Annotated in this window: 18 protein-coding genes; 13 read left to right on the top strand and 5 right to left on the bottom strand. The window is 32.4% G+C overall.

Translation table 11 applies throughout. The features are described from left to right. Positions 1 to 226: 226 nt before the first annotated feature. Positions 227 to 1,525, bottom strand: a complete 1,299-nt coding sequence (locus CD035_RS08525; protein WP_048541238.1) for a PTS sugar transporter subunit IIC — start codon at positions 1,523 to 1,525, stop codon at positions 227 to 229. 113 nt (positions 1,526 to 1,638) lie between these two features. Here CD035_RS08525 and CD035_RS08520 point away from each other — a divergent pair, with 113 nt between their 5' ends. The 8 genes from CD035_RS08520 (at position 1,639) to CD035_RS08485 (ending at position 7,756) form a co-directional block, all read left to right on the top strand. Continuing rightward, a complete protein-coding gene (locus CD035_RS08520; RefSeq protein WP_048541236.1) occupies positions 1,639 to 2,736 on the top strand; it encodes a DUF871 domain-containing protein in 1,098 nt (365 codons plus the stop codon). A 1-nt stretch (position 2,737) separates the two neighbouring features. Beyond that, a complete protein-coding gene (locus CD035_RS08515) occupies positions 2,738 to 3,040 on the top strand; it encodes a PTS sugar transporter subunit IIB (RefSeq protein WP_037589973.1) in 303 nt (100 codons plus the stop codon). A gap of 9 nt (positions 3,041 to 3,049) precedes the next feature. After that, positions 3,050 to 3,367: a PTS lactose/cellobiose transporter subunit IIA gene (locus CD035_RS08510; protein WP_048541235.1), complete on the top strand. Its 318-nt coding sequence runs from the start codon at positions 3,050 to 3,052 to the stop codon at positions 3,365 to 3,367. A 17-nt stretch (positions 3,368 to 3,384) separates the two neighbouring features. Then, on the top strand, positions 3,385 to 4,245 hold the full coding sequence (locus CD035_RS08505; protein WP_048541233.1) for an SDR family NAD(P)-dependent oxidoreductase: 861 nt from the start codon (positions 3,385 to 3,387) through the stop codon (positions 4,243 to 4,245). Positions 4,246 to 4,363: 118 nt separating this feature from the next. Next, on the top strand, positions 4,364 to 5,206 hold the full coding sequence (purU, locus tag CD035_RS08500) for a formyltetrahydrofolate deformylase (RefSeq protein WP_048541231.1): 843 nt from the start codon (positions 4,364 to 4,366) through the stop codon (positions 5,204 to 5,206). An 86-nt stretch (positions 5,207 to 5,292) separates the two neighbouring features. Continuing rightward, positions 5,293 to 6,237: a magnesium/cobalt transporter CorA gene (gene corA, locus CD035_RS08495; RefSeq protein ID WP_048541229.1), complete on the top strand. Its 945-nt coding sequence runs from the start codon at positions 5,293 to 5,295 to the stop codon at positions 6,235 to 6,237. A 69-nt stretch (positions 6,238 to 6,306) separates the two neighbouring features. Further along, positions 6,307 to 7,176: an ROK family protein gene (locus CD035_RS08490; RefSeq protein ID WP_048541228.1), complete on the top strand. Its 870-nt coding sequence runs from the start codon at positions 6,307 to 6,309 to the stop codon at positions 7,174 to 7,176. Between the two features lie 13 nt (positions 7,177 to 7,189). After that, positions 7,190 to 7,756: a GNAT family N-acetyltransferase gene (locus CD035_RS08485; RefSeq protein WP_048541226.1), complete on the top strand. Its 567-nt coding sequence runs from the start codon at positions 7,190 to 7,192 to the stop codon at positions 7,754 to 7,756. Positions 7,757 to 7,948: 192 nt separating this feature from the next. Here the strand turns inward: CD035_RS08485 and CD035_RS08480 are convergent, their stop codons facing one another. Both CD035_RS08480 and CD035_RS08475 read right to left on the bottom strand, forming a co-directional pair. Next, on the bottom strand, positions 7,949 to 8,131 hold the full coding sequence (locus tag CD035_RS08480; RefSeq protein WP_025906889.1) for a hypothetical protein: 183 nt from the start codon (positions 8,129 to 8,131) through the stop codon (positions 7,949 to 7,951). Between the two features lie 84 nt (positions 8,132 to 8,215). Next, entirely contained in the window at positions 8,216 to 8,818 is a 603-nt protein-coding gene (locus CD035_RS08475; protein ID WP_048541221.1) for a nitroreductase family protein, read from the bottom strand. 186 nt (positions 8,819 to 9,004) lie between these two features. Here CD035_RS08475 and CD035_RS08470 point away from each other — a divergent pair, with 186 nt between their 5' ends. After that, the gene (locus CD035_RS08470) at positions 9,005 to 9,721 is read left to right on the top strand and encodes a tyrosine-protein phosphatase (RefSeq protein WP_048541219.1); all 717 of its coding nucleotides are present in this window, start codon (positions 9,005 to 9,007) and stop codon (positions 9,719 to 9,721) included. Between the two features lie 71 nt (positions 9,722 to 9,792). On the opposite strand, the gene CD035_RS08465 is transcribed toward CD035_RS08470, so the two are convergent. Continuing rightward, positions 9,793 to 10,983 (bottom strand): MFS transporter, encoded by a 1,191-nt coding sequence (locus CD035_RS08465; RefSeq protein ID WP_048541217.1) that lies wholly within the window; start codon positions 10,981 to 10,983, stop codon positions 9,793 to 9,795. A gap of 119 nt (positions 10,984 to 11,102) precedes the next feature. Here CD035_RS08465 and CD035_RS08460 point away from each other — a divergent pair, with 119 nt between their 5' ends. Next, positions 11,103 to 11,474: a winged helix-turn-helix transcriptional regulator gene (locus CD035_RS08460; RefSeq protein ID WP_048541216.1), complete on the top strand. Its 372-nt coding sequence runs from the start codon at positions 11,103 to 11,105 to the stop codon at positions 11,472 to 11,474. Positions 11,475 to 11,607: 133 nt separating this feature from the next. On the opposite strand, the gene iadA is transcribed toward CD035_RS08460, so the two are convergent. Beyond that, on the bottom strand, positions 11,608 to 12,753 hold the full coding sequence (iadA, locus tag CD035_RS08455; RefSeq protein WP_048541214.1) for a beta-aspartyl-peptidase: 1,146 nt from the start codon (positions 12,751 to 12,753) through the stop codon (positions 11,608 to 11,610). A gap of 208 nt (positions 12,754 to 12,961) precedes the next feature. Between iadA and CD035_RS08450 the strand changes: the two genes are divergently transcribed. Genes CD035_RS08450 through CD035_RS08445 form a run of 3 tightly spaced genes read left to right on the top strand, consistent with a single transcriptional unit; the run spans position 12,962 to position 15,564 of the window. Beyond that, on the top strand, positions 12,962 to 14,509 hold the full coding sequence (locus tag CD035_RS08450) for a M4 family metallopeptidase (RefSeq protein WP_048541212.1): 1,548 nt from the start codon (positions 12,962 to 12,964) through the stop codon (positions 14,507 to 14,509). 52 nt (positions 14,510 to 14,561) lie between these two features. Continuing rightward, positions 14,562 to 14,702, top strand: coding sequence for a hypothetical protein (locus CD035_RS13945; protein ID WP_153653931.1), 141 nt, complete (start codon positions 14,562 to 14,564; stop codon positions 14,700 to 14,702). Between the two features lie 22 nt (positions 14,703 to 14,724). Next, positions 14,725 to 15,564, top strand: a complete 840-nt coding sequence (locus CD035_RS08445) for a helix-turn-helix domain-containing protein (RefSeq protein WP_037589104.1) — start codon at positions 14,725 to 14,727, stop codon at positions 15,562 to 15,564. The last annotated feature ends 27 nt before the right edge of the window (positions 15,565 to 15,591 follow it).

The raw sequence follows: 15,591 nt of genomic DNA, 5'->3' as shown, positions 1-15,591 counted from the left end.
TCATGGCTTAACGTCTAACTTAAGCCAAGTGATCATCCAAGTCATGGCTTAACGCCTAACTTAAGCCAAGAAATCGTCCAAGTCATGGCTTAATATCCAACTTAAGCCAAGAGATTCCGCACATTTCGTCTTAATACCTAAATTAAGGCGTGACATTTCCCACATATCACAATAAAAACCCTCAGGGACATATGAAACTGTGTCCCTGAGGGTTCCTCTTTTCCTACTATTTGCCTTCTTTCATATCTTGTTCGATTTGTTCTTTTGATTCGCCGCTTTCTTCTAAGAACATTTTACGGTCGTACATTTTGAAGAATGGAAAATATATTATGACTGAAACGGCGATATTAAATAATACGAGTACAATTGCTCGCCAATCGCCTCCTGTTGCTAAGTATGCACCGATTGGAGCTGGTAATGTCCAAGGTGCCATTACGCTTGTGGCATTTACGAGTCCAAACAATGTTGCTAAGTAGGTTATAACGGTTAATACTAATGGAATGATAATAAATGGAATAACCATGATTGGATTTAATACAATTGGCAATCCAAATATTACTGGTTCATTAATATTAAATAATGATGGTATTGATACAGCTTTACCGAATTTTTTCAAGAACTGAGATTTTGCAAATAATAATATACAAATGACAAGTCCTAATGTAGCACCTGCGCCACCTATCCAAACAAACCATTGGAAAAATGTTTCTGGTGCTATATGCGGTAATGATTCTCCGGCAGCATGTGCTTCTGCATTTTTTGCTAAATAAACTTCCCATAAAGGACGTTCGATTGTCCCGACAATCGACATACCATGAATACCAAATGCCCAGAAGAAAGTTGTTAAGAATACAGGTACAAGTACACCAGGTAGAGTATCACCTGCAAAGACGAGTGGACCTACGATTTTATCAACGAGTGTATGTAAATCAAGTTGGAACACTACTGTAATGATACTCATTGCACCGAGTACAAAAACTACTGGGATTAAAGATTCAAATGAGCGACTTACTGATGGCGGTACTTGAGGTGGCATCTTGATCGTAATATTTTTATTTTTACATAATCGATATATTTCTACTGAGAAGATTGCAACAAACATTGCAACAAATAGACCATGACCGCCTAAATTGGTCATTGGTAATACGAAACCTAATTTTTTATCCATAGTTGGTGCGATTGTTAATAAGAATGCAGCAGTGGAAAGTTGTGCTGCTGACAATGGATCTAAGTCATAGGATTTGGCGAGATTGTAACCTATACCAAACACAATATACAAACTCATGATAAACATCGTCATTCTATATGGAATTAAAATTTGCTCAGCATGTTCTGTTGCCCACTGAGTAATTGCCCAAGATTCAGGTAACGGTGGTGTCGCAAATATTAGGAAAAATGAGCCGAATATAATAAATGGAAGTGCTGAAATGACCCCGTCACGAATGGCGAGTAAATGACGCTGGTTAGAAAGCTTTGTCATTGGACCTGAAAGTTTGCCTTCTATCCATGTAGCAAAGTTATTCATAAAAAATCCCCCTTCATTTGTAAGCGCTTAAATTTTGTTATAGTATAAACTAAATAGATAAATTATTCAAAATTATAAAAAAAGAAATATATTGCGAATGGAAGTGAAGTTTGATGAAACGGTTAGGAATTTCTTTATATCCAGGAAAATCAAATGAAGATGAAGATATTCAATATATCGAAAAAGCTCATCAGTACGGTTATACGAGAATATTTACAAATTTATTGCAACTTACTGATGAAAATAAAGCGACATTGTTACCTATAATTGAAAAAACAATTCGTTATGCTAAAAATTTAAACTTTGAAATTTTTATAGATGTGGCACCTCGCACATTTATAGTACTAGGCATTGAACCAAATGATTTATCTTTTTTCAATGAGTTAGGTGTAGACGGTATTAGACTTGATGAAGGTGTAGGAGCGAAAGAAACAAGTGACATGACCTATAATCCTTATGGCATTAAGATTGAACTGAATATGAGTGTGATGAATCATTATATTGATAATGTGATGGATTTTGAGCCGAATCGCGCTTGTTTAGTTGGATGTCATAATTTTTATCCGCATCGATATGCAGGAATATCAGAAGCATTCTTTTTAGAAGGTAGTAAAAAATTCAAAAAATATGGTTTAAGAACAGCAGCATTTGTTTCAAGTAAAGTAGGTGACTTTGGACCATGGCCTGTTACTGAAGGTTTGCCTACTTTAGAAAATCATAGAGGTTTACCAGTAACGACTCAAGCGCAACATTTATGGGCTACAGGGTTGATAGATGATGTCATTATCAGCAATTGTTACCCGTCTGAAGCGGAATTAGAGATTTTGAGTCATTTGAAAGATGAACCGGTTACATTTGATGCAAAATTATTTGATGAAATTTCTGACTTAGAGAAGAAAATTGCAATCGAAGAGCCACATTTTTATAGAGGTGATGTCAGTGAGTATATGATTCGTTCAACACAAAGTCGTGTGAAATATAAAAATGAACCATTTCCAGCACATCATACAGTTGCTATTAAACGAGGCGACATATTAATAGACAATGAAGAATATGGTCAATATAAAGGTGAATTACAAATTGCATTAAAGCCAATGCTCAATACTGGGAAAGTCAATGTGATTGGCAGAATTGAGCCACATGATTTACCACTGCTCAACTATTTAAAACCTTGGGCACATTTTAAATTTAATATAAAGGAGAAAGATTAACATGAAAAAAATATTATTAGTTTGCTCAGCGGGTATGTCTACAAGTATGTTAGTTAAAAAAATGCAAGATACTGCAAATAAAGAAGGTAAAGATTATGAAGTTGAGGCGTTAGCTTTATCAGAAGCAGAAACAAAAGTTGATGAAGTAGATGTTATTCTACTAGGACCACAAGTAAGATTTCAAAAAGCACAAGTAGAAAAAGTAGCAAATGGTAAAGTACCAGTAGACGTTATTGATATGCAACAATATGGCATGATGGATGGAGAAGGTGTATTGAAACATGCCGAAAGCTTAATGGAATAAGGTGAGAATATGGAAAAATATGAACAAATTGCTTTTCAAATTATTACAAATGTAGGAATGGCAAAAAGTAATTATATGCAAGCAATTCAAGAAGCAAAAGAAGGTAATTTTGAAACATCTGAGAACTTAGTTTCTGAAGGTAATCAATTTTTAGTTGAAGGACATAAAGTGCATAAGGACCTGATTCAATCAGAAGCTTCAGGTGAGCCTGTTCCTTTAAATTTGTTATTGTCCCATGCTGAAGATCAACTTATTTCTACTGAAGTCATTAAAGAAATGGCTAAAGAACTGATTTATGTACATCAACATTATGTGAAAAAGCAATAAAAATAAGGAGATAAACAATGTCGAATAGAATTCTAGCAATCACTGGACCAACTTCAGGAATAGGAAAATCAACCGTTATTGAATTAGCACACGATTATGACATTATTATTTTGTTATGTAGAAATGTTGATAAAGGCAATGACTTAAAAAAGCTTTTAGAAGCGGAACATCAACATATAACAGTAGATGTCATTAAGTGTAATTTATCAGATTTAGCAAATGTTATGAAAGCTGCGACACTTGTTTTAGAACGATATCCTTTTGTCGACTGTCTTATCAATAATGCAGGCGTCATGTCATTAACAAGACAAAAAACAGTAGATGGTTACGAATTAATGTTTGGTACGAACTATTTAGGACACTTTATGCTAACGCATATATTATTTGGTTCAATTATGAATAGTCATGACAAACAAATTATTATCGTATCATCTGGCGCATATTTATTTGCACATCTTGGAAGACGAAACTTTAAATATCCTTTAAGGTTTAATCCGATTAAGTCTTATGGAAGATCTAAGCTTGCGACTTTATATTTTATGCAAGAATTACATGAAAAATTTTCAAAAGATGGCTTACATGTAACGGCAGTACATCCAGGTGCTGTTTCAACTAATTTAGGAAAAACAAAATATAATCAAACATTTGGGAACTTAGTTTATAAAATATTTGATCCATTATTTATATCTCCTAAAGAAGGCGCTAAGTCGACGATTAAAGTATCGAAGGATAAAAATTTGTATAAAGGTGAATATGTTCAAGAAGGAAAGATTACAAAACTCAAATCACATGGACTTAATTACTATGACCGCAAAAGATTAATTCGTGAAACGTTAGCATCATTACAACTAGACCAATTTATGTATTGGGAAAAATAATAAATGAATACGTTTACATCTAAAACTGATGATGTAATTTATTGTTTTCTTTTAAATTAAATTTTATAATAGTTGATATTGTAAGAATATTTCCAAAATTAATCAAAGGATGAGGCACATGAGTAAGCATTATATATTATTGGCTGATTGTAAAGATGAAATTGGCATTACGTCATTAATATCCACTATTATAAAAGATACAAATTCAAATATATTTCATTTAGATCACTATACAGACATTCAAGAAGAAGAAAACCATTTATATTTACGTATAGAATTTGATAAAAACGATGAAGTTAAATCGCTTTTAGAGAATGAACTAACAAATAGAAAGATTAATTTTCAAATTTTTGATGCTGAAGAAAAAGTGAAAACAGCGTTACTTGTGTCTAAAGAAGACCATGCGTTAAGTGAAATTATGTTACGTGCGAATAGACAAGAATTTCCGATTGAAATCAGTTGTGTCATTAGTAATCACGAGAATAATCGCAAATTTGTTGAGGATATGGGCATTCCTTTTCATCATGTCAGCGTAACTAAAGAAACTAAGCGTGAAAGTGAAGATGAAATTACAAGAATTTGTGAAAGTTACAATGTCGATTTACTTGTACTTGCGAAATACATGCAAATATTATCACCAGTATTTGTTGAAAGACATCACTTGAAAATTATTAACATTCACCATTCATTCTTGCCGTCATTTATTGGTGCCAACCCTTATAAACAAGCCTATACAAGAGGTGTTAAATTAATAGGGGCTACAAGTCATTATGTTACGGAAGACTTAGATGCAGGACCAATTATTGAGCAGGATGTTGTAAGAGTTAATCATAGATATACTGCACAAGATATGAAGCATACAGGTAGACATGTTGAATCTCAAGTATTAGCAAGAGCGGTGCAATGGCATTGTGAACATAAAGTTATCGTAAATGGTAATAAGACAGTCGTATTTTCATAACTTTTTTTTAGTAGTGAGTATATTTGCTCACTGCTTTTTTAGTTGTATAATATGAAATAAAGTAAAGTGAAAATGGTGTGAAAAAGATGATTAAAACTTATTATGTCAATTTAAAGGATGAAATAAAGGAAACGAATTCACCTAAAGATATTTCAGAAGAGAAAAAATGGATATGGGTTGATTTAAATGAGCCAACTAAAGAAGAGTCCGAAATATTAGTTGATTATTTTGATTTTCACCCTTTATCAGTAGAAGATGCAACACAAGTTCAACAAAGACCGAAGTTTAAACAATATGACGATTATCAATTTATTGTATTCCATGCATTAGATTTAAAGACTTTAGAGTCTGAAGAAGTGGATATCTTTATTGGTGATGATTTTATCGTGACATTCCATAGAGAACGTTATGAAGAAATCGATACGATCAAAAGAAAACTATTTAATGAAACGATCGAAATAAATGAACCTAAAGATATATTATTAAATATTCTAGATGATATTGTAGACAACTATTTTCCGTTTATTTACGACATTGAAGACAAAGTGTTTAATTTCGAAGATCGTCATAATTTAGATATTACAACAAAGACGTTAATTGATGACACATTTGATTTAAGACAAGAGTTGCTAATTATTAAAAGAACTGTTCAACCAATGAAGGATTTAGTATATAGAATGCGTGAAGGTAAAGTGTTGCATCTTAATGAACAACAATTTCTATATATTACGCATATTAATGACCATCTTATGAAACAAATGGAAATGGTAGATTCATCACGTGAAATGACAAGTGATATTCGAGATAATTATATTTCTTTGAATTCATTCAAGATGAACAATATAATGAAAATATTAACTATTTATTCTGTTGTGTTTATGCCATTAACATTAATTGCAGGTATTTATGGGATGAACTTTACAAATATGCCTGAACTCGAATGGCATTCAGGCTATTATATTGTCCTTATTATTATGGCTGTTATAGCAATTATTATGTTAATCGTCTTCAAGAAGAAGAGATGGTTCTAATGAATAATTTCGTTATGATTCTGAATATAACTTATGAAAATAAATAAAATGGGAAAGAGTGTGAGATAAGTGAAACTTCTAGGAGCGATTGAAGCGGGTGGAACGAAATTTGTATGTGCAGTTGGAGATGAAGATTTAAATGTAATTGAACGCATCTCAATACCAACAACTGAGCCGTCAGAAACATTACCTAAAGTTATAGAATTTTTTAAACAATATCAAATTAGTAGTATAGGTATAGGATCATTTGGACCGATAGATATCAATAAAGATTCTGATACATATGGTTATATCACTTCGACACCAAAAATTGCGTGGCAGAATTTTGATTTTATAGGTGCAGTTCAAGAGCATTTCGATGTACCTGTAGCATTTACGACAGATGTAAATGCCTCTTTATATGGAGAGTATCAAAAAGGAATCGCAAAAAATATTGACTCAGCGGTTTACTATACAGTAGGTACAGGTATCGGCGGCGGTGCAATCGTTAAAGGGAAAATTGTACAAGGATTAAGTCATCCTGAAATGGGACATATGTCTATTAAAATTCATAAAGATGATCAAGACTTTGAAGGTAATTGTCCATATCACGGTAATTGCTTAGAAGGTTTAGCTTCAGGACCAGCAATCGAAAAAAGAGCAGGTATTTCTGCCAAAGAAATTCATGAAAATGATAAAGATTGGGACATCGTTGCTTATTACATTGCTCAAGCAGCACTTAATACGGCATTAATGTTATCTCCTGAAAAAATCATTTTTGGTGGTGGTGTAATGCATCAAACACATTTATTAAAAAAAGTGCATGAGCAATTTGAACTATTAAATAACAATTATATTGCAGTGCCACCAGTTGAAACATATATTGTTACACCAAGTTTAAATGATGACCAAGGTATAATCGGTTGTTTAGCATTGGCGTTGAACGAATATCAATCATAAGTAGGTGTTAAGTATGAATGTATTAGTCGAATTAGCAGAAAATCAAATATTAGAAACAGAAAGACTTATTTTAAGACCTATTAATTTGAATGATATTGAGTCATTATTCGAATATGCATCTGATATTGAGAATACAACACATGTATTTCCAACACACTCATCTATAGAAGAAACTAAAAATGTGATTGCTCGATATTATATGAACGCACCATTAGGAAAGTATGGAATTGAATTAAAATCCGAAAATAAACTAATAGGTACAATCGATTTAAGAGTTGAACAAGAACATAAACGCGGAGAACTCGGTTATGCCCTTAACTTAAAATTTACAGGTAATGGCTATATGACAGAAGCGGGATTAGCATTGCTATCACTATCATTTGAAACATTAGGACTTAATCAAGTAAAAGCAATGCACAGTACCATTAATCCTAAATCAGGCGAAGTGATGAAAAGACTCGGCATGAAGAAAATAGGGGTCATGCCTAAAAATAGAATTCATAAAGAAAAAATAGTAGACGATGTCATTTATGCCATAACGGATGCAGAATATGCAGAAATGGTAAATCGTGAGAAGTAGTGGTGTGGTGTAGGTTAGAGTCTTGAGTCATGGCTTAAGTACCAAGTAAAGCCAAGAGATTGTCCAAGTCATGGCTTAAGTACCAAGTAAAGCCAAGGCTTTCGCACCATTCATACCACCATCCACCCCAAACAAAAAACAACCTGAACTTACATAAGTTCAGGTTGCTCATAATCGGAAAGCAGCTTATGTTTAAGCTGCTTTTTTCATTTTTGTTAAAACTTTGAGTCCATATGCAAAGATACCGTATCCTACTAATGAACTTGGTAACCAAGTTTTAGTTAACGTGCTATCATTTTTTCTACTGAATAATGCATATGGCACGAACGTTGAAATTAAGTAAAGTACTAGAACTTTTTGATACCGTTTGTTCATTTTAAACACCTCACTTTGTTACTTTTATTATAGTACTTTTTCATGCATGATTGAGGTGAGTTTTTTACAAATTTAGAACATTCGCTATTCGAATTTTGCAAATGCTGATGCTGGTATACGTGAAGCTCTGTCATTATTCATTTCACCTTTACCAATTGAGATAAGCATTGCTGGTACTAAGTTATCTTCAATATTAAATGCATCAATTACTGCTTGTTTGTCAAAGCCTATCATTGGGCAAGTTGCAAGTCCAGCGTCTTCACTGACTAACATTAAACTCATTGCAAATAATGAAGCACCACGTATTGCTTCGTCTCTTCTGTTTGAATCACTTTCAAAGAATTGGTGGACACTTTGTATTAATCCTGATTTCTTATCAGCTGGTATATGTTTATGGTCTATCCAATCATCTGCGATATCACCAATTGTTTCATGTGCATTTAAGTCACCTAAAATAATAAATGTCGCGCTAGATTCTTTTATTTTAATTTGTTTATTAGCCGCGTTATATAATTTTTCTTTTGCTTCATCTGTATCAACAACGATTACTTTCCATTGTTGTAAGTTCCAAGCTGAAGGTGATAATGCAGCTTGATCTAATAAATTATAAATTGTTTCTCTATCTAAATCGTATGGCTCATAAGATTTAACAGAGCGTCTTCTTTCTAATGCTTTTGCTAATTCCATGTTTTTCCCACTCCTTATATGTCGATATTTTTATGTTCATATAAAATAGTCTTAAAAACAACTTTTCTGCTTATTTACAAAAATCAGTCATTTTAATACTGGTTACAAACAGTTATTTGTTACAATATAAGTAATAAGGGAATAAAGTTGTATGATTATAGATACGTGACAAAAGGAGAGGTGCACATGATAGATATTCATAATCATTTATTATATGGATTAGACGATGGTCCATTAGATGAGGAAAGTATGCTAGAACTTGCAAGAGAAGCTGAGAAAATAGGTATAACAGATATAGTTGCAACACCTCATTATATAAAACATCGATTTAGAAATAATGCCGATATCGTTAAAAGTAGAACTGAAGAAGTACAATCTATATTAAATGATCATCATATTGATATTAAAGTTTATCCTAGCCAAGAGATTCATATGTTTGGTGAGGAACTTGAAGGATTAGAATCTGGTGAATTGTTACCTATTACTGAAGGTTCAAGATATGTGTTAATTGAGTTTCCATTTTTCTCGATACCAGAATTCGCTGAACAAACATTTGAAAAGTTATTTAATGAAGGATACCGTCCGATATTAGCTCATCCAGAACGTATCATTCCTATTCAAGATGATCCGCAAATTTTATTTGATTTAATTGATAGAGGCGCATTATGTCAAGTTACAGCAGGCTCTTTAGTTCATAAATATGGTGAAGATGCTAAAAGAGTAGCTGATTATTTATTAGAACAAGATGCGATTCATATTGTCGGAAGCGATGCTCATAATACGTCTAATAGAAACTTTCATATTAAAGAAGCTTATGAATTTTTAGAACGTACAAAAGGTATTGAGACTGTCATACGATTGAAAGAGAATGCCCGAAAAATATTAAAAAATGAAGAAATATGAAGTATTTAAAAAGCGAGAAAAGCATGAGGTACCAGTTGATATCTCATACATTTCTCGCTTTTTTATTATTACTAAGTTGTTTGTAAAGGTTCAGTTGTTTCATGCTTGTTGACGACAAACATTAAGATACTTGCTACAAGCACCATGATGAATGCGAAATAAGGTGTACTAGATAATGTTAAATGATTTAATATAAATCCACCAATAACAGATCCAAGTGTAATACCTATGTTAAATGCAGATATGTTTAAACTTGAAGCGAAATTGACAGTTTCTTTACTATTACGTTCAGCAAAAAGTACGACAATAAGTTGTAAGCCGGGTACATTCATAAATGCGAATAGTCCCATTAATAATATACTGATAAGACCAACGACATGAAAATGTATCGTAAATCCGACTAGTAATAACGTTAATGCTTGTAATAGAAAAATAATCGTTAATGATTTTGTTGGCGCATGGTTTGTTAATTTTCCACCTAATGTATTACCAATTGCAACCATTACACCATACAATATTAAAATAATAACAATACTATTTGTTTCATACCCTAAAATATTCGTTAAAATTTCAGTCATATATGTGTAAACAACAAATGTACCACCGTAGCCAAGCGCTGTAATTAAATAAATAGACATAAGTGGTTTGTTCTTAAAGACAGCAAGTTGTTTAATAATAGGTGCTTGCTCATATTCTGTTAAATTTTTTGGAACGAATGATATATTTGCGATTAAACTAATGAGTCCTATTAAAGCAATCGTATAGAATGACATTTCGTAACCGAAGTTTTGACCGACCCAAGTTCCAAATGGGACACCTGTAATCGTTGCAACTGTTAAACCTGTAAACATCATGGCGATGGCACTTGAACGTTTATGCGCAGGGACTAAGTCAGCTGCAATGGTTGTTGCAATAGACATGAATACACCATGTGAGAAAGCACTGAGGACTCTCATAGCTAGTAATAAACTAAATGATGTTGCAAGTCCTGCAAATACATTAGCAATAATAAACACAACCATAATGAGTATCAAAACAGTCTTTCTTTTCATATTGTTTGTTAAAGGCGTTAAGATAGGTGCGCCAACTGTAACACCAATTGCATATAAAGATACAGTAAGTCCTGCTAATGGGATCGTCACATCAAAGGCGTCTTTAATTAATGGGAGTAACCCAACGCTAATAAATTCCGTAGAACCAATAGCAAAAGCTGAGATAGCAAGTGATATAAGTGCGAGTTGATTCGAAAATTTGTTTTTCAATTTTTAAATTCCTTCCTTTATTATAAGATATGTGATATTTTAAAACGTAATAAGATAAATAGGAAGTACGCACTTTAAAGTCATATAGGTACTAAAAAGTGCCTTAGGGAGGAATCATGATGGAAGTTACGGAATATAATATTGGTGTAGAAGCAACGATAGATGTCATTGGCGGTAAATGGAAGCCAGTTATACTGTGTCATTTAAAGCATGGGACAATGCGAACATCTGAACTTAAAAAAGCTATTCCGCATATTACACAGAAAATGTTAACGCAACAATTAAGAGAGTTAGAAAAAGATGGCATTATTAATCGAATTGTATATCAACAAGTACCACCAAAAGTTGAATACGAGATATCAGAATATGGTAGTACATTAAATGAATTACTAGAGCACTTATGTAAATGGGGAGAATTCCATATTAAAAAACGTAAAGAAGATGGCGAGCAAATAGAGCTTGATTCCGTAGAATTTATAGATGGTGTTTAAGTAGGAAATGTAAATAAGGCAGCTGTTAGTAACAAAAGTCGGTGGAAGTGTAACTAAGAGCGCCCATAGTAACAAAACTTGGAAGAAGTGTAAACAAGCAGGGACAAATTTTTGTCCCTGCTTGTTTTGTATCTTATTCAAACATACCTTTTCTAATCATTTTATAATCTGAAAGCATATGTTGTCCTTTTGCAAATACATCTTTTATTCGTTTCTTTTTCACATCAATTATTAATATATCTGCATCATAATGTTCTTCGATATGACCTTTATGATGTAGTGTTAATACGTTTACGACATTTGAAGTAAATAAAGCAATTACTTCTTCCCAGTTCGAGTCTTGTACCAATAAATTAAATAATTGGTCTGTTAAAGTGCTGCATTTTGCAACGTCATAACCTACAAGTTGATTGTGTTCATCGAATTTAGGTAAACTGCCATGTCCATCTGAAGAAACCGTCAATTTCGAAATGTCGCCTCCATGTTCTCGGTAATAATTGACGTATTCTACTGTATTTGTACTTGCTGTTAAGTCAACATACACACCTTTATGACTTAATGAAATACCTTCTTCTAACAAATCTATACCTTTATCAAAATGTGTAACATATAGTTTGTTCGGTTTAACATCATAATGCTCGATTAGGTCATGAATTTGTTTCAATTTATGTTTACCTGTACCTATATGAAAATGTGTTACACCAGCTTTTCCACTTAGCATACCGCCAACTGTTGTATCCGCCACAATTCTTGAGAGCTCTTCAGTTGTTGGAATTGATGATCTGAAATCATTTATAGCTATCTCGCCAGTGCCAATCACTTTATCAATTAAAAATAAATCTTCTTTGATGGAGTTTGTAATTGTAGTAACGGGTAGGTGATAATTACCTGTGTACATATATGTAGAGACACCTTCAGCTTCTAATGCTTGAGCTTTTGCATATAAACTCGTTAGCGTTCGAGAAATACCATCTGTACCGATCAATCCAACTACGCTTGTAATACCATTTGATATTAAATGCGTTAATTGAACTTCTGGCGTTCTTGTCACATAACTCGCTTCACCGCCACCTCCTAGCAAGTGAATATGTGGGTCTATAATCCCTGGCATAACCGTATATCCTGTAGCATCGATGATCTTTAAGTTTGGATCCAGTTGCTTTATTAATTCAATATCTATATCTCCGATTTTAATAATAGATCGCCCTTGAATAAGTATCGATTGCTGACCCATATAGTTTGGTGAATATAAATCACCATTTTTAATAATTGTAAACATCAGCATCCTCCTTTAAAGCTTTCTTTATCTATATATTTTAGAGCAAGTATATCGTGAAATCAAAATGTAGCAAACTAAATTAATATATGTCGATATTCTATATGTAATATAAATGTAATATAAAATTACACTTTTTATAATGACTTTATACTTCATATTATATATAATTAAGTTGTACTTATTCTAAAAATATATAGGGGTGGATTAAATGTATCGATCGAAAAAAATTTTATCAGTAGGTTTTACTTCAGTTATGGCTTTGACTTTAGGATTATCAAATGTGGCTAGTGCGAAAGAAAGTAGCCCTTTAGATCAAAAAGAATTAAAATCAATTCCTAAACAAGAAATTAACACAAAAGCTGAAGCACAAGAGATTTTGAGTCAATTACCAGGCAATCCAAATATTAAAAAAAGTTACAAACAATTTGAAGTAGCAAATGAATTTAAAGATAACTTAGGATATACGCATTATACATTAAAACCTAAAGTAGATAACTACGTTGTCGAAGATAAAGAAGTCAAAATACATACCAATCATAATCAAGAATTAGAACTCGTCAATGGGGATGTCAATACAGAAAAAGTTACATATACAAATAAACAAAGCTTATCTAAAGATGAAGCGGTTAATAAAGCTTTTGAAAGTATCGGCGTGAGTCAAAATGAAGTGAAAAATATTAAAGGACAAAAAGTCGTTAATAAAGATGAATTAGTGATCAATGCTGAAAAGAAAAAATTAGTCTATAATGTTGAAATTATTTATTTAGATCCTAAACCAGCACGTTGGGAAATTAAAATTGATGCTGAGACTGGTGAAGTCGTAAGTAAGAAAAATAAAATTGAACATGTTGCTGGTAGTGGTGTAGGTGTTAATGGGGATACTAAAAAGCCACTCAATTTAACTAAAATAAGCAATGGCTATGGTTTACAAGATGAAACACATTCTGGAACAATCCATACTTATGATGCAAAGAATGGAACGTCTAGCTTCTCACTTATGACAGATACGGATACAAACTTTAATAGTAAAAATCAAGCTGCAGGTGTGGATGCGCATTTTAATGCTGCTAAAACATATGATTACTATTTAAATACACACAATAGAGATAGTTATGATGGAAACGGTGCAGAAATTAATTCTATTGTTCATTTTGATAGAAATTATAATAATGCCTTTTGGAATGGCCAATACATGGTGTATGGAGATGGAGATGGCAAAACATTTACGTCATTGTCAGCTGCAGATGATGTTGTTGCACATGAATTAACACATGCTGTTACTGAACATAGTGCAAATCTTGTATATGAGAATCAACCAGGTGCTTTAAATGAATCGATGTCAGATGTGTTTGGTTACTTCGTTGACCCTGAAGACTGGTTAATGGGAGAAGATGCATACACACCAGGTAAACCAGGTGATGGATTAAGAAGTCTTTCTAATCCAGAACAATATAATCAACCTGCACATATGAATAATTATCAGAACTTGCCAAATACTGAACAAGGTGACTATGGTGGCGTTCATATTAATAGTGGTATACCAAATAAAGCAGCTTATTTAACGATTACTAAAATTGGAAAAGAAAAATCAGAAGACATCTATTATAGAGCTTTAACACAATACTTAAGTTCAAACTCTTCATTCTTAGATGCTAAATTTGCATTAAAACAAGCAGCATCTGATTTATATGGTGCAAACTCAACTGAAGTACAACAAGTAGTCAATGCTTGGAATTCAGTAGGCGTAACTGGATAAAATAATTGTATTTTCACACATTGAGACTTAAAATAAAGAGGAGGACATTAACATGCAGAATCCGAAACATATGATACATCGTAAAATGCTTATGAATGGAGGTCGTGTATATTTGACGGGACAAATATGCACAGCAACACCGATACCAGATGATATGCATAGCGTGGGTTATTCAAACATGTTAATTCGATAACTGAATACGGGGAGCGTTATATATGAAATTAGGAGAACGTGTCAAACAAAGGAGAATAGATTTAAAGCTATCTCAACAGAACTTAGCGCAAGGTATTGCGACTCAAAGTCAAATTTCAAAAATAGAAAAGAATGAATTACAACCGGGATCTCAACTACTATTTAACATTTCAAGAAGATTAAATTGTAGTATGGACTATTTATATATTGGTGATGAGTTAGATACACAATTAGAACAGAAGTTAAAAGTAATAGAAAGATTGTTAGAAGAGCGTGATTATGATGCACTAATACCTATTATAGATGGCAATTATTTATCAAATAGTTCAACAGATGAAATTGCTGCTTCGAAGTGGGTAAGATCTATTATTACTTTTTATAAGCATGATGATGTTGAACAATCTCTACAACTAATAGAAGAAGCTTATCGTTTAATGGATCATAATATGTATGAGAAATTACAAGTTTCTATCTGTAATACGCGCGCTATTTACTACTATAGACAGAATGAAAATGAAAAAGCAAAGTCATCACTAGAACAAGGTTTAGAAATTGCTAAACGCTATAATGTAGATGATAATTATCAAATCAAATTGTTATATACATTATCTAATATTTACTCGAATGAAAAAGCTTATGACAGATGTTTAGCTTATGCTCAATCTGCATTAGATATTACGATTAAATCGAATAGATATATGTTATATAGTGAATTAGTTTATAATATTGTGCAATCACGATTAGAGATGGGCATTCTAAATGATACAGATAAGAAACAATTAGACATTGCACTTTTCTTAAGTGAACAATCTAAAAAACATAACATCACAATATTAATTAGAGATTTAATGAAAACTTTATAAACAAAAATACTTTCATAACCAATTCTT

Source organism: Mammaliicoccus sciuri (genome assembly GCF_002901825.1).
GTDB lineage: Bacteria > Bacillota > Bacilli > Staphylococcales > Staphylococcaceae > Mammaliicoccus > Mammaliicoccus sciuri.
Note: the sequence above shows the minus strand (reverse complement) of the source record. Positions and strands in the feature narration are given on the sequence as shown.

Bases quoted from the DNA above. Each gene is read 5' to 3' on its own strand.
- CD035_RS08525 (WP_048541238.1), bottom strand. From the start codon at position 1,525: ATGAATAACTTTGCTACATGGATAGAAGGCAAACTTTCAGGTCCAATG.
- CD035_RS08520 (WP_048541236.1), top strand. From the start codon at position 1,639: ATGAAACGGTTAGGAATTTCTTTATATCCAGGAAAATCAAATGAAGAT.
- CD035_RS08515 (WP_037589973.1), top strand. From the start codon at position 2,738: ATGAAAAAAATATTATTAGTTTGCTCAGCGGGTATGTCTACAAGTATG.
- CD035_RS08510 (WP_048541235.1), top strand. From the start codon at position 3,050: ATGGAAAAATATGAACAAATTGCTTTTCAAATTATTACAAATGTAGGA.
- CD035_RS08505 (WP_048541233.1), top strand. From the start codon at position 3,385: ATGTCGAATAGAATTCTAGCAATCACTGGACCAACTTCAGGAATAGGA.
- purU (WP_048541231.1), top strand. From the start codon at position 4,364: ATGAGTAAGCATTATATATTATTGGCTGATTGTAAAGATGAAATTGGC.
- corA (WP_048541229.1), top strand. From the start codon at position 5,293: ATGATTAAAACTTATTATGTCAATTTAAAGGATGAAATAAAGGAAACG.
- CD035_RS08485 (WP_048541226.1), top strand. From the start codon at position 7,190: ATGAATGTATTAGTCGAATTAGCAGAAAATCAAATATTAGAAACAGAA.
- CD035_RS08480 (WP_025906889.1), bottom strand. From the start codon at position 8,131: ATGAACAAACGGTATCAAAAAGTTCTAGTACTTTACTTAATTTCAACG.
- CD035_RS08475 (WP_048541221.1), bottom strand. From the start codon at position 8,818: ATGGAATTAGCAAAAGCATTAGAAAGAAGACGCTCTGTTAAATCTTAT.
- CD035_RS08470 (WP_048541219.1), top strand. From the start codon at position 9,005: ATGATAGATATTCATAATCATTTATTATATGGATTAGACGATGGTCCA.
- CD035_RS08460 (WP_048541216.1), top strand. From the start codon at position 11,103: ATGGAAGTTACGGAATATAATATTGGTGTAGAAGCAACGATAGATGTC.
- iadA (WP_048541214.1), bottom strand. From the start codon at position 12,753: ATGTTTACAATTATTAAAAATGGTGATTTATATTCACCAAACTATATG.
- CD035_RS08450 (WP_048541212.1), top strand. From the start codon at position 12,962: ATGTATCGATCGAAAAAAATTTTATCAGTAGGTTTTACTTCAGTTATG.
- CD035_RS13945 (WP_153653931.1), top strand. From the start codon at position 14,562: ATGCAGAATCCGAAACATATGATACATCGTAAAATGCTTATGAATGGA.
- CD035_RS08445 (WP_037589104.1), top strand. From the start codon at position 14,725: ATGAAATTAGGAGAACGTGTCAAACAAAGGAGAATAGATTTAAAGCTA.